Raw genomic sequence first — 20,239 nt, 5'->3', positions numbered from 1 at the left:
AAGCTGTGCTTGAAAAGGTTTGGTTTTTACTTTTTCAATGCCCTCATTCGGGGGCGACATTCTTTTTATCTCACTAAAAAAGAAGTGACAAATTATTGTCATTGCTCAGGAAACTGATATTTCCTTGAAAAGACCACGGTTTTAAGATATATTCGTAATGGAAAACGCAACACCTGGAGGGGAATTATGAGCAATCGTTATGCGGTGATATTAGCAGCTGGTCAAGGAACAAGAATGAAGTCGAAATTATATAAGGTGCTTCATCCTGTTTGTGGAAAGCCAATGGTTCAACATGTTGTTGATCAAGTTTCTAGCTTAGGATTTGAAGAGAAAGTTGCTGTTGTTGGGTTTGGTGCGGAAGTTGTTCAACAACAATTAGGAGAAGAGGTCTCCTATGCTGTTCAAGAGGAGCAATTAGGCACAGGTCATGCAGTCATGCAGGCAGCGAGTATGTTAGAAGGCAAGGAAGGTACGACAGTTGTACTATGTGGTGATACGCCACTGTTAACGGCAGAAACGATTGATCAATTACTTACATGCCATGATAAAGAAAAAGCCAAAGCAACAATTTTAACAGCTGTCGCTTCTGATCCTACAGGATACGGCAGAGTGATTCGTAATAAAGAGGGTCTTGTTGAACGTATTGTCGAACATAAAGATGCAACAGAAGAAGAGCGAGGCGTAACGGAAATTAATACAGGAACGTATTGCTTTGATAATGTAGCACTGTTTGAAGCTCTTCAAAAAGTTGGAAATGATAATGTTCAGGGAGAGTATTATCTTCCTGATGTCATTGAGATCCTCCAAAAAAGTGGAGAGACGATCTCGGCATACCAAACACCTTCTTTTAATGAAACACTTGGTGTAAATGACAGAGTGGCTTTAGCTGAAGCGGAAGTAATTATGAAGCGTCGAATAAATAATCATTGGATGAAGCAAGGTGTAACTATTATTGATCCAAATAATACTTATATCTCAACAGAAGCTTCCATTGGTCAGGATACTGTTCTTTATCCTGGAACAGTTATCTTAGGTACAACAACAATTGGTGATGATTGCATCATTGGCCCGAATACAGAGATTAAAGACAGTAAAATTGGTGATGGGACGAACATTCGTCAATCAGTAGTGTATAATAGTGAAGTTGGAAACACTGTTACTATTGGACCGTTTGCACATGTCAGACCGGACTCGACAATTTCCGATGATGTTCGGATTGGAAATTTTGTTGAAGTGAAAAAATCAGTAATGGGTCAAGGGAGCAAAGCTTCACACTTAAGTTATATTGGTGATGCCGAAGTGGGCAAGGATGTCAATTTTAGCTGTGGCGCAGTAACGGTCAATTACGATGGCAAAAATAAATTTAAGACAGTTATTGAAGATGGGGCTTTCATTGGCTGTAACGCTAATTTAATTGCACCTGTAACAGTTGGGAAAGATGCATTAGTAGCAGCCGGGTCAACGATTACGGATGACGTCCCAAGTCAATCTCTTTCTATTGCTCGAGCTAGACAAACGAATAAAAGCGATTATTTGAAGAAGTAATGCTTTTAGATTTTTCTTTGCATCTTCAATTTTGAGTAAAATAAATTTAAAATTATAAGGTTAATTAGAATACCGGAGGGAAAATATAGTGGCTAAATATGGCGATCCTAGCTTAAAGGTTTTTACGTTAAATTCAAACAAAGGTCTTGCGCATGAGATAACTGAACATATAGGTGTACCTATGGGAAAAAGTTCCGTTACTCGTTTTAGTGATGGGGAAGTACAGATTAACATCGAAGAGAGTATTCGTGGTTGTGATGTCTATCTTATTCAATCTACTTCTGCTCCGGCTAACGAACACATCATGGAACTTTTGATTATGATTGATGCGCTGAAGAGAGCATCAGCACGAACAATTAATGTTGTATTGCCTTACTATGGTTATGCTCGTCAAGACCGAAAAGCACGTGCTCGTGAACCGATCACAGCTAAGCTTGTTGCAAACCTCATTACAACAGCTGGTGCAACAAGAGTCCTTACTCTTGACTTACACGCTACCCAAATTCAAGGATTTTTTGACATCCCTGTAGATCAGTTAATGGGTGTACCGATTTTAGCTGACTATTTTTCTGAAAAACAACTTGATGATATTGTCATTGTTTCTCCAGATCATGGTGGGGTAGTACGTGCTCGTAAAATGGCTGATCGCTTAAAAGCTCCAATTGCCATTATTGATAAACGTAGACCTAAGCCGAATGTTTCTGAAGTTATGAATATTGTCGGAAACATTGAAGGGAAAACAGCGATCATCATTGATGATATTATTGATACAGCTGGTACGATTACACTGGCTGCTAATGCATTAGTCGAGCATGGTGCAAAAGAAGTGTATGCGTGCTGTACGCATCCAGTATTGTCAGGACCGGCTATGGAGCGCATTAATAATTCCAAAATTAAAGAGCTTGTCGTAACAAACTCCATTGTTTTAGAAGATGAGAAGAAGAGCGAAAAAGTAACTGAGCTTTCTGTTGCAGCTTTAATGGGTGAAGCGATTATCCGTGTACATGAACATGCGTCTGTAAGTACATTATTTGATTAAGTTAGCTGGGTAAATTGCTAAAAAAAGGTTTAAATACTCTTTTTAAGGGAACATATGATATAGAGGATTTAAATCTAATTTGAGGTGATTACTATGGCAACTGTTTTACAGGCAAATCCAAGAGATGACCTTAGAGGGTCAGCTACGAGAAAGATTCGCAAAGAAGGGTATGTCCCTGCTATCTTGTATGGTAACAAAATCGAAAGTCAACCAGTTGCTGTCATGAGTGTTGATCTACTCAAAACAGTTAGAGAAGTAGGGAAGAATGGATTGTTCTCGTTAGATGTAAAAGGCAAAAAGAAGCATCAAGTCATGATTCATGACATTCAAATTGATCCTCTAAAAAACGAATATACACATATTGATTTCTTTGAAGTAGACATGACATCTGAAATTGATGCGAATGTTCCAGTAAGATTGACGGGTGAAGCTCCTGGAGAGAAAGAGGGCGGAATGGTTTCACACTTATCGTATGAAGTAGGAGTGAGATGTTTACCTGCTGATATTCCAGAAGAGATTACAGTCGATGTGTCTAGTCTAAATATTGGCGATTCTATTCAAGTAGCAGACATTCGTTCGCAAGTTTCAGTTGACATAACGAGTGAAGATGAAGAAACAATTGTTACAGTACAACCTCAGGCAGCAGAACAAGAAAATGGTCAAGCTCCTGATGAGCAGGCTGAAGAGGCAGAGGAAGATGAAGAAGGTAAGTCTGAAGAAGAATAAGGATTAAGGTGTCTCAAAAGGTATGGTATGCCTTTTGGGACACCTTTTTATAGAGGGAATTAGGATTCAATTGTAGAACCATACTTAAAGTAGAAATAAAGTTCAAGGGGATGTTGAAGTGAAACTAGTTGTTGGCTTAGGGAATCCAGGACCTAAATATGCCGGAACTCGTCACAATGTCGGTTTTGATTGTATTGACTATTGTGCAGAGCAAGTAGGAATAGAGTTGGATCAATCAAAGTTTAAAGGTGTATTTGGAAAAGGAATGATCAATGGTGAGAAAGTTATTCTTCTTAAACCTCTTACATATATGAATTTGTCAGGAGAAAGTGTTCGGCCATTAATGGACTATTTTAATATAGATGTAGAAGACGTCCTAATTATCTATGATGATATGGATTTACCAGTAGGAAAAATCAGACTACGTCAAAAAGGAAGTGCTGGTGGTCATAATGGAATAAAATCACTAATTCAACATTTGGGGACACCAGAATTCAAACGTATTCGAGTTGGAGTAGACCGCCCGCAAAATGGAGAATCAATTGTGAACTATGTTCTAGGTACGTATCGACCAGAAGAACGTGAGCATGTTGAACAAGCCATTATCCAATCTTCAAAAGCGGTTGAAGCATGGACGACAAAGACTTTCCTTGAAGTTATGAACGAATTTAATTAAAATCGTATAGAGAGACTTTTTGCTGTTAATAATAATGGGTACTTAATATAGCAAAAGGAGGCTTTTGCCTTGACTATCCATTATCATTGCCGTCATTGCAAGACAAATCTTGGCGCAATTGATCAGCAAATGCAGTCTGAGTCATTAGGTTTCAATCATTTAACAAACGACGAACGAACAGATATGGTATCATATCATTCAAATGGAGATATGCACGTACATGCAATCTGTGAGGATTGTCACGAAGCGTTAACGAGAAACCCAGACCTATATGAGTTGGATCATCTTATTCAATAATTTAAGGATTAACAAAGCTTTGGTTATTAACCAAAGCGTTTTTCTGTTATGTCATGCAGGATTCTAGTCATGAAGAAAGAATAGAGAAAAGAGAGTAAGAATATAGTAGGAAAGAGGAAATGAGCTACATATATTAAAATGAATACTGAAGGTGAAGAAATAACAGGGGGAACATCATGTCAGGATTGCAACAATATTTACGTACTAACGATGAGATAAAAGCGGTTTCAGATAGTTTAGAAGCAAATATGAAAGAACAACTTATTTCAGGTTTAACAGGATCGGCGAGAACGTTGTTTATGTCATCGATCTACTTAGAATCGAAAAGATCGATGCTAGTTGTTACTCACAATTTGTTTCAAGCACAAAAGCTTTATGAAGATTTAGTAGGACTTCTATCGGAAGAGGAAGTTTTGTTATATCCAGTTAATGAATTAATTTCTGCTGAAATTGCGATAGCAAGTCCAGAAATGAAAGCGCAAAGAATTGATGTATTAAATAAGCTCACTCAATCATTTCAAGGGATTATTATTGCTCCATTAGCAGGGGTGAGACGACAACTTCCACCAGCGCAATTGTGGAGAGACTGTCAGATTGATATCGAAGTGGGAACAGATATAGGTGAAATTTCTTCATTGCTTGAGAAGCTTGTTATGATGGGTTTTCAACGAGTAGATATGGTCGCTGCGCCGGGAGAAGTGAGTGTGCGTGGAGGCATTATTGATCTGTATCCATTAACGGAATCAGATCCAATAAGAATTGAGTTGTTTGATACAGAAGTTGATTCCATTCGAACGTTTGAAGTGGATAATCAGCGCTCGAAAGAGGAACGAAAAAACATCATTATCGGACCTGCTCAAGAAGTTCTCTTACTTAAAGAGCATTATCAACAAGCAGCAAACCGTTTATCAGAAGGCCTAACAACGACTTTGAAAAAAGTGAAGGCAAAAGAAACGAAAGAAAAATTATCACAACATATTTCTTATGAAATTGGACAACTGAAACAAGGGTCCACGTTTCAAGGAATGTATAAATATATGTCACTGTATTTTGAAGGACAGCATTCACTTTTATCGTATGTTTCGAGTGATACGGTTGTTGTCATGGATGAGATTTCAAGGGTTAAAGAAATTTCTGATAATTTAGAGAAGGAAGAAGCGGAATGGAACACGGCATTGCTTGAGCAAGGTGAAATTGTTCATGATGTCTCGATGTCTGTTCCGGTTTTTGAAGTGCTTAAACAATCTCCTCTATCGATTGTCTATTTGTCCCTTTTCCTAAAACACGTTGCAGCAACAAATCCAGAAAATGTGATGACGATTTCGTGTAAGTCGATGCAACAATTTCACGGCCAAATGGAGCTTCTTGTATCTGAAGTCAACAGATGGGTTAAAAGCAATCAAGCTGTTGTATTTCTTGCTGCTTCCAAGGAACGTGCTAACAGGCTTTCGCTGAACTTAGAAGATGAGGGAATCGATACAAGAATTATTGAACAAGCTACCGAGCTAGTTGGTGGCAGAGTTCAGATTGTTGTCGGTAGCTTGCAATCAGGGTTTGAACTTCCATCAAGTAAGCTCGTCGTTATTACTGAGGAAGAAGTGTTTGCAAAAAAGCAATCTAAAAGGCCACAACGCAAGCAAGCTATCTCTAACGCCGAGAGAATTAAGAGTTACTCTGAGCTTAAGGTTGGCGATTTAATCGTTCATACGAATCACGGGATTGGAAAATATCTTGGTGTTGAAACGCTTGAAATCAATGGCCTGCATAAGGACTATCTTCATTTGCGTTATGCAGGAAATGACAAGCTCTACGTCCCTGTCGAGCAAATTGACCAAGTTCAAAAGTATGTAGGCTCAGAGGAAAAAGATCCAAAAATATACGCCCTTGGCGGAAATGATTGGAAGAAAGTAAAGAAGAAGGTTCAGTCATCGGTAGAAGACATTGCTGATGATTTGATTAAGCTTTATGCAGAACGTGAAGCAAGTGTTGGGTTTGCATTCTCAGAAGATAACAATGAACAGGCTGAATTTGAATCATCTTTTCCATATCAAGAAACGGAAGATCAAATTCGTGCTATATCAGAAATTAAAGAAGACATGGAAAAAACAAGGCCAATGGATCGACTGTTATGTGGAGATGTTGGCTATGGTAAGACGGAAGTTGCTATTCGTGCTGCTTTTAAAGCAATTATGGATGGGAAACAAGTAGCTATTTTAGTACCAACAACCATTTTGGCCCAACAGCATTATGAAACAATCAAAGAAAGGTTCTCGGAGTTTCCGATTAATATTGGTGTATTAAGTAGATTCCGTTCTAAAAAAGAACAAACAGAAACGTTAAAAGGAGTAAAGGCTGGATCAGTTGATTTGATCGTTGGGACCCACCGCCTTTTGTCAAAAGACGTTGTGTTTAAAGATTTAGGTTTACTGATTGTCGATGAAGAGCAGCGTTTTGGAGTAACTCACAAAGAAAAAATTAAACAGTTAAAAGCAAATATTGATGTTCTTACATTGACAGCAACTCCGATACCAAGAACGTTGCACATGTCAATGCTTGGCGTGCGTGATCTGTCTGTTATTGAAACGCCGCCTGAAAATCGTTTCCCTGTTCAAACGTATGTCGTCGAATATAATGCTGCATTAATTCGTGAAGCTATTGAACGTGAAATGAGCCGCGGTGGGCAAATTTATTTTCTTTATAACCGTGTAGATGATATTGAGCGAATGACAGAACAATTAGGTATGCTCGTTCCTGATGCTCGAATTAGTTACGCTCATGGGCAAATGAATGAGCGTGAACTAGAAACGATTATGCTTGAATTTTTAGAAGGAAATAGTGATGTGTTGGTGACAACAACCATTATCGAGACGGGCGTCGATATTCCAAATGTAAATACGTTAATTATTTACGACGCTGATAAAATGGGATTATCCCAACTTTATCAAATTCGAGGACGAGTCGGTCGTTCGAATCGAGTTGCGTATGCATATTTTACGTATCAACGCGATAAAGTACTAACGGAAGTAGCAGAAAAACGATTGCAAGCAATCAAAGAGTTTACAGAGCTTGGTTCTGGTTTCAAAATTGCAATGCGTGATTTAACGATTCGAGGCGCAGGAAATCTCTTAGGTGCTCAACAGCACGGATTTATCGAGTCGGTAGGGTTTGATCTATATTCACAAATGCTAAAAGATGCGATTGAAGAACGAAAAGGGGATAAGCCTAAGGAGCCTCCTTTCCAGGTCGACCTTGATGTCAAAATTGATGCTTATATTCCGGAGTCGTACATTCAAGATGCGAAACAAAAAATTGAAATGTATAAGAGATTCAAAGGTGCGGAATCAGCTAGTGATTTAACTGACTTGAAAGACGAGATGTTCGACCGTTTTGGTGAATATCCTACGCAAGTGGACTTCCTTCTTCGTTTAACACATATTAAATTAATCGCTAATGAAGAAAAAGTTGAACAAATTACAGAAACAAAAGATCAAATTGAAATGATTTTATCAGAAGAGACCTCTAAAAATATGGATGGGGCGAAGCTGTTTGAAGTATCTCATAAATTAGGGCGAGAAATTGTTTTAGGTACAGCAGGAGATAAAATCAAATTTGTGATTAAAACAAAATCTTTAAGTGATGAGCAAGTGTTGCTCTTTATTGAAAAATTACTTCAGGGGCTTCAAGACGCAAAAAAGTAGCAAGTATCGCCTCGTTTTTCTAAATTGTGGCATAGGTGGAATGTTTAGCCTATCAAACAAATTCATGAATTGGTGAATAGTTCTTTTTTTACGAAAGATACTAGTGATAAGAAAAGAAATGGTTATTTTCTTACCACTTACCATCAAGTGAATACATCATTAGAAAGTGAGGCAATACAGTATGAAAGCTACAGGTATCGTACGTCGTATTGATGATTTAGGACGGGTTGTTATCCCGAAAGAAATCAGGAGAACACTTCGAATCCGAGAAGGAGATCCTCTCGAGATTTTCGTTGATCGTGATGGCGAAGTGATTTTGAAGAAATATTCGCCTATTTCCGAGTTGGGTGATTTTGCCAAGGAGTATGCGGAAGCACTTTATGATAGTTTGAATCAATATGTGCTTATTGCAGATCGTGATACTTTTATCGCAGTTGCGGGGGCACCGAAAAAAGAGTATGCCAATAAAGGCATCGGTGAAATTGTTGAAAAGGTTATGGATGAAAGAAAAACAAAGGTGGAAACGACAGCAGGAGAACATAACCTCGTTGGTGACCACACGGATGATTTAAAAGGCTATGTAGTTACACCTATTATTGCTAATGGGGATCCAATTGGTGCTGTTGTGATCTTTAGTAAAGAGCAGGAGCTTTCGGGTACAATAGAACAGAAACTTGCAGAAACGGCAGCAAGCTTTTTAGCTAGACAAATGGAACAATAAATTAATATTGGTTAAAGCTCGTCTTCTTTTGGAGGACGGGCTTTTTATTGCATAGAGTAAAGAAGCTATTGACACATTACAACATTTGTCTTTGTTATGATAAGATGATGGAAAGAAAGGTGAGAATCATGTGAGAAATAAAGATTTATTACAAGGGGTAGCTATCCTTTCGGTTGCCGCATTGCTTGCTAAAGTACTTAGTGCTGCTTACCGGATTCCGTATCAAAATTTATCTGGTGACATGGGCTATTATGTCTATCAACAAGTCTATCCTCTTTATGGGATTATCATAACTCTTTCGATGTATGGATTTCCTGTTGTTTTATCAAAGCATCGTGCAGAACTATTGGCAGTCGGGAAGAATGAAGAAGCGAGAAAGATAACGAGCTTACTTTTTTATGGCTTACTCATAGTAGCTGCATTAAGTTGGAAACTTTTGTTTTTCCTTGCTCCTATGATTGCTGAAATGATGGGTGATAAGAATCTTATTAGTCCAATTCGGGCAATGAGCTATGTTGTTTTTTTACTGCCATTTTTAAGTGTTGGACGAGGGTATCATCAAGGAGCAGGAGAATTGATTCCTACGGCAGTTTCCCATATTGTTGAACAGTTTGTAAGGGTTGTGCTTATACTAGGTTTTACATATTTTTTTGTCATAGCAGGATTTGATGCTTATCAAATTGGTTCTGGTGCAGCATATGGTTCCTTCTTTGGCGGGTTAATTGGAATCATTGCTTTGCTTTTATTAACGAAGGGTGTGTGGATGAAAGAACTCCTACATCCGAATAAGCTTAGAGGTCGAAATATTTTCAAGCAAAATTGGAGTATGTTTAAGCATAGCTTATTTATTTGTTTAAGTGCGCTTATGTTTGTACTCATGCAACTTGTCGATGCGTTTACAATTGTCCAGCTTTTGCAAATGAGTGGAGTTCAACCCGAAGTAGCCTTTAAAGCGAAAGGGGTCTATGACCGTGGTCAGCCTCTTATTCAGTTAGGAACGGTGTTAGCAACAACATTAACATTGGCGTTAGTTCCGATGCTCTCAAAAGCCGTCACAGAGAATGAAATGTATATGGCAAAAAAATATCAAAATCTCTCCTACCGCTTGGTATTTTTAATAGGGGGAGCTGCGACTGTGGGTCTGGTCATCATTATTGAGCCGACCAATCATATGCTTTTTACAGATACTACAGGCACAGATGTACTGGGTGTGCTTAGTATTGCAATAGTACTCAGCTCGTTTTTTGTTACCCTTTCCGCCGTATTACAAGGATATAATTATACGTATGTACCAGCGATTGCAGTAGGGATAGGCGCTACAGCAAAATTAGGATTAAACGTCTTATTCGTCCCGATTTTTGGAACAATAGGAGCAGCTTGGTCAACTGTCGTTGCGATGTTGGTAATGGTTATCTATTTGGTAATGTCATTAAAAAGAAAGAGACAATTGTATGTTGGCCCTTTTTCCCTCTATGTCCGTATTGGATGTGTTTTAGTGATGATGGGACTTCTGACTTCATTATGGAAAAGTGGGATAACAACCGTCCTGCCAATGGAAGATCGAGGAATGGATACAATCATTGCTCTTTCGTCAGCCGGAGTTGGTGGCATTGTGGTCGTTTGTTGTTTGTTTTTGTTACCTATATTCACAGAAGAAGAGTGGAATAAGATTCCGAAATTAAATAAAGTTAGGGCACGCTTTGGAAAAAGGAGAAGGTGAAAGTGAAAAAAATTAATATTATCGGCTTAGGTGCTGGTGATCTTGAACAAATGCCATTAGGGATTTATCGTCACCTTAAGAAAGAACCGCTCGTTTATACGCGAACCAATGATCATCCGGCTATAACGGAACTTGAAAAGGAAGGTGTTAGGTTTCAATCATTTGATCATATATATGAACAACATGATGAGTTCCATTCTGTCTATGCAACGATTACAGAAGTACTAATGCAACAGGCAGAAGAAAATGAAGTTATTACATATACGGTCCCTGGCCATCCTCTTGTTGCAGAAAAAACCGTTCAGCTTTTGTTAGAAGAACAGAGGGACGGAAAGGTTATAGTAGAAATCTTAGGGGGACAAAGCTTTTTAGATGCCATGTACACCTCCTTGCAAATTGATCCAATTGAAGGTTGTCAAATCGTTGATGGGACTGCACTTAGAAGAGATGAGATGGAACTAAACCACCATATTATTATTGTTCAAGTGTACGATGCGATGATTGCATCTGATGTTAAGTTAACATTAATGGAGCGCCTTCCAGATGATTATGAAGTGACGATCGCTACAGCTGTTGGTTCTTCTGAGGAACAACTGATAAAGGTCCCGTTGTATGAATTAGATCGTGCAACAACATTGAATAATTTAACAGCTGTTTACATCCCGCCTGTTCAAAAGGAGCAAGATTTGTATGGGGAATTTTCCAAGCTTCGTGAAGTCATTGCAACACTTCGAGGTCCGAATGGCTGCCCATGGGATCAAAAACAAACACATAAGTCATTAAAAAAATACTTTGTCGAAGAAGTCTATGAAGTGTTAGAAGCTATTGATGAGGAAAATGATGAACATTTGGCAGAAGAGCTAGGAGATGTTCTTCTACAAATTATGCTCCATTCACAAATTGGAGAAGATAACGGCTACTTTTCCGTACGAGATGTCATTTCAAATGTGACAGAAAAGATGATTCGAAGACACCCTCACGTATTTGGAGAAGTAACGGTTGAAAACGCTGATGAAGTCGTGAGTAATTGGGATGAGATTAAAAAACAGGAAAAAGGAAAAGAAGCAGAAGAGTCGATTTTATCAATTCCAAAAGGTCTGCCTGCTTTAATGGAGGCAGAGAAGCTGCAAAAGAAAGCGGCAAAAGTTGGTTTTGATTGGGATGACGCCGCACCGATGTGGATGAAACTTCAAGAAGAGCTTGGGGAATTCATGCTTGAGATCAAAGCAAATGATCCTGAAAAAATGCACAAAGAACTAGGAGATATTCTTTTTGTCGTTGTCAATCTTGCCCGGTTTTACAAGATTGATGCAGAAGATGCGTTACAAAGCACAAATCGAAAGTTTAAAAAGCGTTTCGGTTATATTGAGACAGTTTTGCAAGCAGAAGGAAAAAATATTCTGGAAATGACATTAGAAGAGCTCGATCAAAAATGGGAAGAAGCCAAACAGTTTGATTCCAAATAGGGGGGATATGCTATGCGTTTAGATAAATTTTTAAAAGTCTCAAGATTAATCAAACGTCGTACGTTAGCAAAAGAAGTGTGTGATCAAGGGCGAATTACAATAAATGGCCAGGTAGCTAAAGCTGGTTCAGCGGTGAAGGCAGGAGATGAATTAGTCGTTCGCTTTGGTCAAAAACTTGTAACTGTTCGAATTGATGATGTCCGTGAGATTGTAAGAAAAGATGAAGCTGCTACGATGTATACCATTATTAGTGAGGCACCGGTATCGTAAGCTGCAAAAAGAGATAGCTTGTTCTAATTTAAATCCCTTCCTCATACACTGCTATGAAAGCATATGGAGGAGGGATTTTTGGATGGAGCAACATTATGAATTTGGTACACCAATGGGACGTGAACGACAAACGAACGACCACGATGTCATCTTAAAAGGAAGAAGGCAATTAGATATTACAGGTGTGAAACAAGTAGAGAGTTTCGATAATGAAGAGTTTCTTTTGGAAACAGTAATGGGCTTCTTATCTGTACGAGGTCAGAACTTGCATATGAAGAACTTGAACGTCGAGCAAGGAATTGTTTCCATTGAAGGGAAGGTATATGATTTAATTTACCTTGATCAAAGTCAACAAGATAAATCAAAAGGTTTCTTCGGGAAGTTATTTAAGTGACGCTGACCGTGCAATTCTATACGATGTTATCAATGGCTGCAATGGGCGTGTACATTGGTGCAGCTATTGATACGTATGGACGATTCACTCGTAAACGGAAAAAACCTTCTTTCAATTGGATCATTGCTTGTAATGATGTATTGTTTTGGCTCGTACAGGCCCTCATCGTTTTTTATGTCTTGCTGCAATCAAACTATGGCGAAATACGCTTTTATATTTTTTTAGCTTTAGTATGCGGATTTTCTGCCTACCAAGCTTTATTTCGAACCTTTTATCAAACGTTACTTGAGCGTATAATTGAGAATGTTATCAAATTATACCGAATAACTATAAAACTTTTTACAATATTATTGATCAACCCTGTTAAGTACTTATTGAAACTCCTCTATTCCTTATGTATTATGGTATTAACAACTTGTTTGACAGTTCTGTTGTTCTTGCTTCGCCTCATTTGGAGACCAATAAAATGGGTGTTACTCCTTCTTTATAAATGGACAGGGCTACACAAACAAGTGAAAAAAGTAGAACCCATTTTACGTAAAATAAAGGGATTTTTCCAATCAATGAGGAAGAAGAAAGAATAAGGGGTGATGAATGATGGTCACAGATCGTACGTCTAGAGTGAGAGAGATGGATAAATCCTATATCCAGCAACGAGAACAAGAACTAGAAATGGCGGCACGAAAGAGAAGAGGTCTCTTTCGTAGGCTAAGTGTAATAGCCATATTCGTTGTAACTTTAGGTAGTATTGCATGTGTGTCAATCTATACCCAAGCTTCTGCATTAGAGGAAAAAAGGCAAGAGCAAGTGGCGTTAGAAGAGGAACTCAAACAACTGCAATTCGAGGAAGCAAGGTTACGAGAGGACATTAAGAACTATAATGACCTTGACTATATTGCTGAGATTGCAAGAAGAGACTATTATCTAACGAAACCTGGTGAAACGTTGTTTAAATTACCTGAATCATCGTCAAATTGACACGTTTTTTTCTATTCGGGTATAATATAAAAAAATGAACATTTTCAGATTTCTTAAGGAGGATCTATTTTTTCATGTCAATCGAAGTAGGCAGCAAGTTACAGGGTAAGGTTACAGGAATCACTCATTTTGGTGCATTTGTCGAGCTGCCGGGTGGTTCTACTGGCCTTGTACACATTAGTGAAGTCGCTGATAATTATGTTAAGGACATTAACGAATTTTTGAAGGTTGGGGACGAAGTAACAGTTAAAGTCGTAAACGTTGAAAACGATGGCAAGATTGGACTTTCCATTCGTAAAGCAGTTGATCGCCCTGAACGACCAGCAGCTCCTGAACGACCAGCGCGTACAGACCGTCCAAGTCGTCCTTTCAACAATTCACAACGTCCAGGTGGCGGCCGTCCACAAGGCGGAAATCGCCCACAAGGTGGTCGTGGACCAAGAACCAACCAAGCACGTCCGTCTTTGTCATTTGAAGACAAAATGAGCCGCTTCTTAAAGGATAGTGAGGAGCGCATCTCAACATTGAAGCGTCAAACAGAATCTAAACGCGGGGGTCGAGGCGCCCGTAGAGGATAACTTGCTGCTCTAATGCGAGGGACATCTAGGTAGAGGATGGCTTACGTTGAAGTCATCCTCTTTTTAATGTTAAATAGAATCATGGAATTTTTTATTGACAATTGATTGAGTTGTTAGTATACTTATTAATGTCGCAAATGACAATTTGGCGGTGTAGCTCAGCTGGCTAGAGCGTACGGTTCATACCCGTGAGGTCGGGGGTTCGATCCCCTCCGCCGCTACCAAATACATAATTATAAACCTGTACTCGTTGGAGTGCAGGTTTTTTGTTTTTTTAAAAGTAACCTCGTAACAACTACTTTTTTATAAATCTATCCTCACCTTTCTCCATAGACTACAATAATCCACCATAATAATAGTTTCTATGTCAGATTCCTTATCTATTACTACCTATTTTGGCCGAAAGAAGTCGAACGTTTTTTGGTATTCGTCCTGCGATTTTGACAAAAAATGAAGCTTCTATCTGTTTATAATGGGTACACGAATAAAACTAGGGTGGTGGATGTTGATGATTCAGAAGTTGACGAAAGAATGGACGGAACCCGCTGAAGAAGGAAGGACTTTACGGAGTAAGTGGATGGGCTTTGGTAAAGGAGTAACTGAAAAACTTGCTTCTGCTACAAAAGCGTCTATTTATCAATATGGTTTAATGGTCGCTATTGTTGGTTTCTTACTCGGGAGGGCAATGATCTTATCTGAACTTACGCCATTTGTCCTACCGTATTTAGCGGCTATTTATATGCTGAAACGTGAGCGTGCACCAATTGCGGCCCTTTCGTTAGTTGCTGGAGCAATGACTGGATACCATGGCCAGGTTGGTTTTGTGATTTTGGCCATCATTACGTATGTGCTTATTCAAAAAGTAGTTGCCAAATACGTTCAAAATCCAACGAAAGCACTGCCATATACGGTTTTTGGAGCTAGTATGGCAACTCGGCTAGGAATTGTTTTCTTCTTAGATGGGACGATTTCGAACTATGCTTTAATGATGGCTACTGTCGAAGCGGGGCTAAGTTTTATTTTAACAATGATTTTCTTGCAGAGTGTTCCTATTGTGACATCTCGTAAAATGAAACAGCCACTTAGAAATGAAGAAATTGTTTGTTTAATCATTTTACTGGCTTCTGTTATGACAGGTACGGTAGGGTGGATCATTTATGATATGACAGTTGAACATGTTCTGGCGAGGTATTTAGTTCTTGCCTTTGCTTTTGTAGGAGGTGCTGCAATTGGTTCGACTGTAGGTGTTGTGACAGGATTAATCCTCAGTTTAGCTAGTGTGGCAAGCTTGTACCAAATGAGTTTGCTAGCTTTCGCCGGTTTGTTAGGAGGTCTCCTAAAAGAAGGGAAAAAAGTTGGTGTTGGGATTGGACTTCTCGTAGGGACACTGTTAATAGGCTTGTACGGCGAAGGAGCAACACAAGTGTCCGTCACATTAATGGAGTCAATGGCAGCGATTTTAGTCTTCTTTTTAACACCTAAGAGTGTATTTACGAATTTGGCTAGGTATATTCCAGGTACAGTGGAACATTCCAAAGAGCAGCAGCAATATTTACGAAAAATTAGAGATTTAACAGCTGGTAGAGTTGAACAATTTTCGACTTTGTTTCAAACGTTATCTAATAGCTTTCAAACCCCAGCTCAAATGTCTAACAGAGAAGATGCAGAAAGAGACGTTGACTTTTTCCTTAGCAACGTCACGGAAAAGACATGTCAGACATGTTTTAAGAAGGAACGCTGCTGGGTACAGAACTTTAATAAAACATATGATTCTATGCAACGTATTATGACTGAAACAGAAGAATATGGAGAAATAAAAGATCAGGTGCTTATGAAAGAGTGGAAAAAGGAATGTATTAAACCAGAGAAGGTCGTGCAAGCAATTAGGAATGAGCATGGTCAATATCAAGCAAACCAAAAGCTTAAGCGACAAGTGATGGAAAGTCGTCGGTTAGTAGCTGACCAACTGCTAGGTGTTTCGCGTGTGATGGGGGACTTTGCAAAAGAAATTCAAAAAGAAAAAGCAGCTCATCATTACCAAGAAGAGCAAATGCTAGATGCCCTTCGTGAAGTGGGATTAGAGATTGGGCATATTGATATTTATAGTTTGGAAAAAGGAAATCTTGAAATTGAAATGAGCATATCTTCTGACAATGGTCATGGTCAATGTGAGAAGGTCATTGCACCGATTCTTTCTGATTTGTTAAGTGAAACAGTCATTGTAAAAAAAGAGGAGATAGGATTTTATCCGAATGGCTTTAGTCATGTATCGTTTGGATCTGCGAAACAATTCGTAATAGATACGGGTGTGGCTCATGTTGCTAAAGGAGGGGCTTGGGTATCAGGTGACTGCTATTCAACAATTGAGTTAGGCTCTGGAAAATATGCCATTGCGATCAGTGATGGGATGGGCAATGGAGAGAGAGCTCACTTGGAGAGCAACGAAACATTACAATTGCTTCAAAAAATTCTTCAATCTGGCATTGAGGAGACAGTCGCAATTAAATCGGTGAATTCCGTTTTGTCGCTTCGTACGACAGATGAGATCTTCTCGACACTTGACCTAGCAATGATAGATTTGCAGGATGCGACTACAAGGTTCTTAAAAATAGGTTCAATCCCAAGTTTCATTAAACGAGGAAACAATGTAATAAAAGTTGAGGCAAGTAATCTCCCGATGGGGATGATTCAAGAGTTTGATGTTGATGTAGTAAGCGAACAGTTAAAAGCTGGTGATCTGCTTGTCATGATGAGTGATGGAATCTACGATGCTCCTAAGCATGTAGAGAATAAAGAAATGTGGATGAAGCGATTACTAAGTGAACTAAAAACGGATGATCCACAAGAGGTGGCGGATGTCATTTTAGAAAAAATAATCCGGAATGAACAAGGGAACATTAATGACGATATGACAGTGATTGTCGCAAAGGTTAAACGAAACACGCCGAAGTGGTCAGCGATTCCATTATATAAATCACCAAAACTAGTAAAGAAGAGAGGAAGAAAGTCTTCGTGAAAAATAGAAAATTGAATAGATGAAAAGATGACATCATTGACTAACTAACATTAGTTTTGAGGAGGGGAAGAGTTTTAAGAAAAAAGGGAAGGGCGTCCTTTTTCTTGGAAATTAGTAGTCTTGAGGGATGTGCAATGGCTCGCGCGCCGTGCGCCAAAAGGAGAAGATTGCTCCTTTAGGCTTAAAAGATAACGGTGGCTCCGCTCATTGTAAGGGTTTTAAAAAAAAGGAAGGGCGTCCTTTTTCTTGGAAATTAGTAGGTAGGAGGGATGTGCAATGGCTGCGCGCGCCGTGCGCCAAAAGGAGAAGATTGCTCCATTAGGCTTAAAAGATAACGGCGGCTCCGCTCATTGCAAGAGTTTTAAGAAAAAAGGGAAGGTCGTCCTTTTTTTCTTGGAAATTAGTAGGTAGGAGGGATGTGCAATGGCTGCGCGCGCCGTGCGCCAAAAGGAGAAGATCGCTCCATTAGGCTTAAAAGATAACGGCGGCTCCGCTCATTGCAAGAGTTTTAAGAAAAAAAGGGAAGGTCGTCCTTTTTTCTTAAAACTCTTCGACAAAGTTCCTCTTTACGTATAAAACCTCTAAGGCTAGTGAATGATGGTAACATCTGACTACTTGGAGGGGATACAAAGTGAGTAAAGGTACGTTAAAGCAGATTTTGTTATTAACAGACGGTCATTCAAATCAAGGTGAGGATCCAGTCGCGATTGCAGCACTTGCTAGAGAGCAAGGAATTACTGTAAATGTAATTGGTGTCGTTGATGGCAATCACTTAAATGAACAAGGAATAGAAGAAGTAGAAGCGATTGCAATGGCAGGCGGTGGGGTAAGTCAAGTTGTCTTTGCAAAGCAGTTAGCGCAAACTGTTCAAATGGTTACAAGAAAAGCAATGACTCAAACGATTCATGGTGTGGTTAATAAGGAGCTCTCGCAAATTCTTGGTGGAAATCAAGAGATGGAAGACCTTTCCCCAGCTAAAAGAGGTCAAGTAATGGAAGTGGTAGATGAGCTTGGTGAAACGATGAATTTAGATGTGCTTATTTTAGTAGATACTAGTGCTAGTATGAAAAACAAACTGCCGATGGTTCAAGAAGCATTAACTGATTTATCTATCAGTCTTACTTCGAGAATGGGAGCGAATCGCTTTGCTTTGTATTCATTTCCCGGGAAGAAAAAGGATATCGATAAGTTACTTGATTGGTCGCCGCAGCTTAATTCACTTTCAGGAATCTTTCAAAAGCTTTCTTCTGGCGGGATTACTCCAACGGGTCCTGCTTTGCAAGTTGCCCTGCAGAAGTTTACGAAATCAGGCTCAAGAAGGAGTTTGATGGCTGGTGATGAAGAACAGCTACTCGAAGAATCAGGCATGTAAATTACAATCTGGGGCCAAAGTTGTTGGGAAATGGCATAGTCATCCTTATGAAATTATCCGTCCTCTTGGGGCAGGAGCGACTGGATCTGTCTACTTAGCTGATTCGGCTAAAGGTTTGGTTGCTTTAAAAGTGGGTATGGATAGTATGTCAATAACATCAGAGGTTAATGTATTAAAACATTTCTCGAAGGTTCAAGGACAAATTCTTGGACCTTCTTTGCTAGATGTCGATGACTTTGTCACAGCAGAGGGGACTTTTCCATTCTATGTAATGGAATATTTAAAAGGGACTCAGTTCATTGAGTATATGCAAAATAAAGGGGCAGAATGGCTTGGTATTTTAATGATTCAATTACTTGGAGACTTGGACCGCTTGCATACAGCTGGCTGGGTATTTGGAGATTTGAAACCAGACAATGTCCTAGTCGTTGGACCGCCTGCTAGAATTAGGTGGCTTGATGTAGGGGGCACAACACTAGTTGGCCGTTCAATCAAAGAATATACGGAATTTTATGATCGAGGTTATTGGGGACAAGGTTCTCGTAAAGCTGAGCCAAGTTATGATTTGTTTGCAGTAGCAATGATGATGATTAATTGTGCCTATCCAAGTAGGTTTGAGAAGCAAGGGGAAAAAACTCTTTCGCAGCTGAAACAACGAATCGATGAAAAGGCGTTGCTTATCCCGTATCGAGACGTAATCTTAAAGGCTCTGCAAGGAAAGTATCATTCAGCTGTAGAAATGAGAAAAGATATGGTTAAAGCTGTTTCAAAAAGTTCTAGCTATAAACATATCCCAGTAAAAGAGAAAATGAAGCAGAAAAGCAAACCAAAACAAGTGAAAGGATCACGAAAACAAAGTGCACAGAAAAAGGAAAAGAAATCCTCCTACTTTGTTGAAATCTTCCTGCTTTCCTCTTTTCTTCTATTAGCTTATATCCTATACTTATTTGGACAAATGATGTGAGGATGAAGGAGAAATGAAATGAATGCCGATCGGATGATGGATATATGTTTGCTTGCTGGTGAAATCATGCTTACATATGGGGCGGAAACGTATCGAGTTGAAGAAACTTTGGAGCGGATGGCTAAATCAGCACAGTTTAAAAATGTCCATAGCTTTGTGACGACAACTGGGATTTTTCTATCGTTTGAGGACGATGGCAAGGGTGATGTCATGCAGATGATCCGTATTGATGATAGGCTGCAAGACTTAAATAAAGTGACCCTTGTAAACCAAGTTTCTAGAGAGTTTGTAAGTCGAACAATTACGGACGATGAGGCACTAAGAAAGCTTGAAGAAATAGCAAAAGCACCGATGAATTACCCTCCGATTCTCCTGCATTTTTCCTCCGGGGTTGCTGGTGGTGCTTTTTCCTATTTGTTCGGGGGAAACTTATATGATACAATTCCGGCGTTTATCGCAGGATTTGTTGCTAGTTGGTGCATCGTTATGATTCAAGACTATACAAAGGTTAAGTTTTTTGCCGAATTCACGTCTGCATTTTTAGGTGGGACGGTAGCTATTTTTCTCGTTCTTTTAGGACTTGGAGAAAACCTAGATCAAGTCATTATAGGAACGTTAATGCCTTTAGTCCCTGGAATTCCACTAACAAATGCTGTTCGAGATTTAATGTCAGGTGATCTTATTGCTGGTGTGAGTCGTGGTGCTGAAGCGGTCATAACAGCTCTTTCGATTGCAACAGGAATTGCACTAGCTATCGCTCTATTTTTATAGAGGTGGGT

Annotated in this window: 20 protein-coding genes and 1 tRNA gene; all 21 read left to right on the top strand. The window is 39.2% G+C overall.

Annotated features, from left to right (window positions below; genetic code table 11):
* Nucleotides 1-186 precede the first annotated feature (186 nt).
* The 21 genes from glmU (at nucleotide 187) to SAY88_RS16635 (ending at nucleotide 20,231) form a co-directional block, all read left to right on the top strand.
* Nucleotides 187-1,545, top strand: coding sequence for a bifunctional UDP-N-acetylglucosamine diphosphorylase/glucosamine-1-phosphate N-acetyltransferase GlmU (gene glmU, locus SAY88_RS16735; RefSeq protein ID WP_332633210.1), 1,359 nt, complete (start codon nucleotides 187-189; stop codon nucleotides 1,543-1,545).
* An 88-nt stretch (nucleotides 1,546-1,633) separates the two neighbouring features.
* Entirely contained in the window at nucleotides 1,634-2,584 is a 951-nt protein-coding gene (locus tag SAY88_RS16730) for a ribose-phosphate diphosphokinase (RefSeq protein ID WP_250098136.1), read from the top strand.
* A 93-nt stretch (nucleotides 2,585-2,677) separates the two neighbouring features.
* Nucleotides 2,678-3,310 carry a 50S ribosomal protein L25/general stress protein Ctc gene (locus SAY88_RS16725; protein WP_332633209.1) on the top strand — a complete coding sequence of 211 codons (633 nt, stop codon included), beginning with the start codon at nucleotides 2,678-2,680 and terminating at the stop codon, nucleotides 3,308-3,310.
* Nucleotides 3,311-3,428: 118 nt separating this feature from the next.
* A complete protein-coding gene (pth, locus tag SAY88_RS16720) occupies nucleotides 3,429-3,986 on the top strand; it encodes an aminoacyl-tRNA hydrolase (RefSeq protein WP_332633207.1) in 558 nt (185 codons plus the stop codon).
* A gap of 69 nt (nucleotides 3,987-4,055) precedes the next feature.
* Nucleotides 4,056-4,283, top strand: coding sequence for an anti-sigma-F factor Fin (gene fin, locus SAY88_RS16715; protein ID WP_332633205.1), 228 nt, complete (start codon nucleotides 4,056-4,058; stop codon nucleotides 4,281-4,283).
* Nucleotides 4,284-4,459: 176 nt separating this feature from the next.
* Complete coding sequence (mfd, locus tag SAY88_RS16710) at nucleotides 4,460-7,981, top strand: transcription-repair coupling factor (RefSeq protein WP_332633204.1); 3,522 nt, start codon at nucleotides 4,460-4,462, stop codon at nucleotides 7,979-7,981.
* A gap of 181 nt (nucleotides 7,982-8,162) precedes the next feature.
* Nucleotides 8,163-8,702 carry a stage V sporulation protein T gene (spoVT, locus tag SAY88_RS16705; protein WP_332633202.1) on the top strand — a complete coding sequence of 180 codons (540 nt, stop codon included), beginning with the start codon at nucleotides 8,163-8,165 and terminating at the stop codon, nucleotides 8,700-8,702.
* Nucleotides 8,703-8,832: 130 nt separating this feature from the next.
* Complete coding sequence (locus tag SAY88_RS16700; protein WP_332633200.1) at nucleotides 8,833-10,422, top strand: putative polysaccharide biosynthesis protein; 1,590 nt, start codon at nucleotides 8,833-8,835, stop codon at nucleotides 10,420-10,422.
* Nucleotides 10,423-10,424: 2 nt separating this feature from the next.
* Complete coding sequence (yabN, locus tag SAY88_RS16695; protein WP_332633198.1) at nucleotides 10,425-11,888, top strand: bifunctional methyltransferase/pyrophosphohydrolase YabN; 1,464 nt, start codon at nucleotides 10,425-10,427, stop codon at nucleotides 11,886-11,888.
* 12 nt (nucleotides 11,889-11,900) lie between these two features.
* Nucleotides 11,901-12,158 carry an RNA-binding S4 domain-containing protein gene (locus SAY88_RS16690; RefSeq protein WP_332633196.1) on the top strand — a complete coding sequence of 86 codons (258 nt, stop codon included), beginning with the start codon at nucleotides 11,901-11,903 and terminating at the stop codon, nucleotides 12,156-12,158.
* Between the two features lie 82 nt (nucleotides 12,159-12,240).
* Nucleotides 12,241-12,552: a sporulation protein YabP gene (yabP, locus tag SAY88_RS16685; protein WP_332633194.1), complete on the top strand. Its 312-nt coding sequence runs from the start codon at nucleotides 12,241-12,243 to the stop codon at nucleotides 12,550-12,552.
* Nucleotides 12,549-13,136, top strand: coding sequence for a spore cortex biosynthesis protein YabQ (gene yabQ, locus SAY88_RS16680; RefSeq protein WP_332633192.1), 588 nt, complete (start codon nucleotides 12,549-12,551; stop codon nucleotides 13,134-13,136). Before yabP ends, yabQ begins: the two co-directional genes overlap by 4 nt.
* A 10-nt stretch (nucleotides 13,137-13,146) precedes the next feature.
* Entirely contained in the window at nucleotides 13,147-13,530 is a 384-nt protein-coding gene (locus tag SAY88_RS16675; protein ID WP_332633191.1) for an FtsB family cell division protein, read from the top strand.
* Nucleotides 13,531-13,604: 74 nt separating this feature from the next.
* Nucleotides 13,605-14,108, top strand: a complete 504-nt coding sequence (locus SAY88_RS16670; protein WP_332633189.1) for a S1 domain-containing RNA-binding protein — start codon at nucleotides 13,605-13,607, stop codon at nucleotides 14,106-14,108.
* Nucleotides 14,109-14,255: 147 nt separating this feature from the next.
* Nucleotides 14,256-14,332: transfer RNA gene (locus SAY88_RS16665), tRNA-Met, on the top strand.
* A 284-nt stretch (nucleotides 14,333-14,616) separates the two neighbouring features.
* Nucleotides 14,617-17,124 carry a stage II sporulation protein E gene (gene spoIIE, locus SAY88_RS16660; RefSeq protein ID WP_332633187.1) on the top strand — a complete coding sequence of 836 codons (2,508 nt, stop codon included), beginning with the start codon at nucleotides 14,617-14,619 and terminating at the stop codon, nucleotides 17,122-17,124.
* Between the two features lie 276 nt (nucleotides 17,125-17,400).
* A complete protein-coding gene (locus SAY88_RS16655; RefSeq protein WP_332633185.1) occupies nucleotides 17,401-17,535 on the top strand; it encodes a hypothetical protein in 135 nt (44 codons plus the stop codon).
* A gap of 12 nt (nucleotides 17,536-17,547) precedes the next feature.
* A complete protein-coding gene (locus SAY88_RS16650; RefSeq protein ID WP_332633184.1) occupies nucleotides 17,548-17,700 on the top strand; it encodes a hypothetical protein in 153 nt (50 codons plus the stop codon).
* A 55-nt stretch (nucleotides 17,701-17,755) separates the two neighbouring features.
* The gene (locus SAY88_RS16645; protein ID WP_332633182.1) at nucleotides 17,756-18,496 is read left to right on the top strand and encodes a VWA domain-containing protein; all 741 of its coding nucleotides are present in this window, start codon (nucleotides 17,756-17,758) and stop codon (nucleotides 18,494-18,496) included.
* On the top strand, nucleotides 18,462-19,460 hold the full coding sequence (locus SAY88_RS16640; protein ID WP_332633251.1) for a serine/threonine protein kinase: 999 nt from the start codon (nucleotides 18,462-18,464) through the stop codon (nucleotides 19,458-19,460). Before SAY88_RS16645 ends, SAY88_RS16640 begins: the two co-directional genes overlap by 35 nt.
* 18 nt (nucleotides 19,461-19,478) lie before the next feature.
* A complete protein-coding gene (locus tag SAY88_RS16635) occupies nucleotides 19,479-20,231 on the top strand; it encodes a threonine/serine exporter family protein (RefSeq protein ID WP_332633180.1) in 753 nt (250 codons plus the stop codon).
* The last annotated feature ends 8 nt before the right edge of the window (nucleotides 20,232-20,239 follow it).

The sequence above is a fragment of the Halalkalibacter flavus genome (assembly GCF_036663575.1).
In the GTDB taxonomy this organism is placed as follows: domain Bacteria; phylum Bacillota; class Bacilli; order Bacillales; family Bacillaceae_D; genus Halalkalibacter; species Halalkalibacter flavus.
Note: the sequence above shows the minus strand (reverse complement) of the source record. Positions and strands in the feature narration are given on the sequence as shown.

Coding starts and splice junctions, on each gene's coding strand:
- glmU (WP_332633210.1), top strand. CDS start 187: ATGAGCAATCGTTATGCGGTGATATTAGCAGCTGGTCAAGGAACAAGA.
- SAY88_RS16725 (WP_332633209.1), top strand. CDS start 2,678: ATGGCAACTGTTTTACAGGCAAATCCAAGAGATGACCTTAGAGGGTCA.
- mfd (WP_332633204.1), top strand. CDS start 4,460: ATGTCAGGATTGCAACAATATTTACGTACTAACGATGAGATAAAAGCG.
- spoVT (WP_332633202.1), top strand. CDS start 8,163: ATGAAAGCTACAGGTATCGTACGTCGTATTGATGATTTAGGACGGGTT.
- SAY88_RS16690 (WP_332633196.1), top strand. CDS start 11,901: ATGCGTTTAGATAAATTTTTAAAAGTCTCAAGATTAATCAAACGTCGT.
- yabP (WP_332633194.1), top strand. CDS start 12,241: ATGGAGCAACATTATGAATTTGGTACACCAATGGGACGTGAACGACAA.
- SAY88_RS16675 (WP_332633191.1), top strand. CDS start 13,147: ATGATGGTCACAGATCGTACGTCTAGAGTGAGAGAGATGGATAAATCC.
- SAY88_RS16670 (WP_332633189.1), top strand. CDS start 13,605: ATGTCAATCGAAGTAGGCAGCAAGTTACAGGGTAAGGTTACAGGAATC.
- spoIIE (WP_332633187.1), top strand. CDS start 14,617: ATGATTCAGAAGTTGACGAAAGAATGGACGGAACCCGCTGAAGAAGGA.
- SAY88_RS16655 (WP_332633185.1), top strand. CDS start 17,401: ATGGCTGCGCGCGCCGTGCGCCAAAAGGAGAAGATTGCTCCATTAGGC.
- SAY88_RS16650 (WP_332633184.1), top strand. CDS start 17,548: ATGGCTGCGCGCGCCGTGCGCCAAAAGGAGAAGATCGCTCCATTAGGC.
- SAY88_RS16640 (WP_332633251.1), top strand. CDS start 18,462: ATGAAGAACAGCTACTCGAAGAATCAGGCATGTAAATTACAATCTGGG.
- SAY88_RS16635 (WP_332633180.1), top strand. CDS start 19,479: ATGAATGCCGATCGGATGATGGATATATGTTTGCTTGCTGGTGAAATC.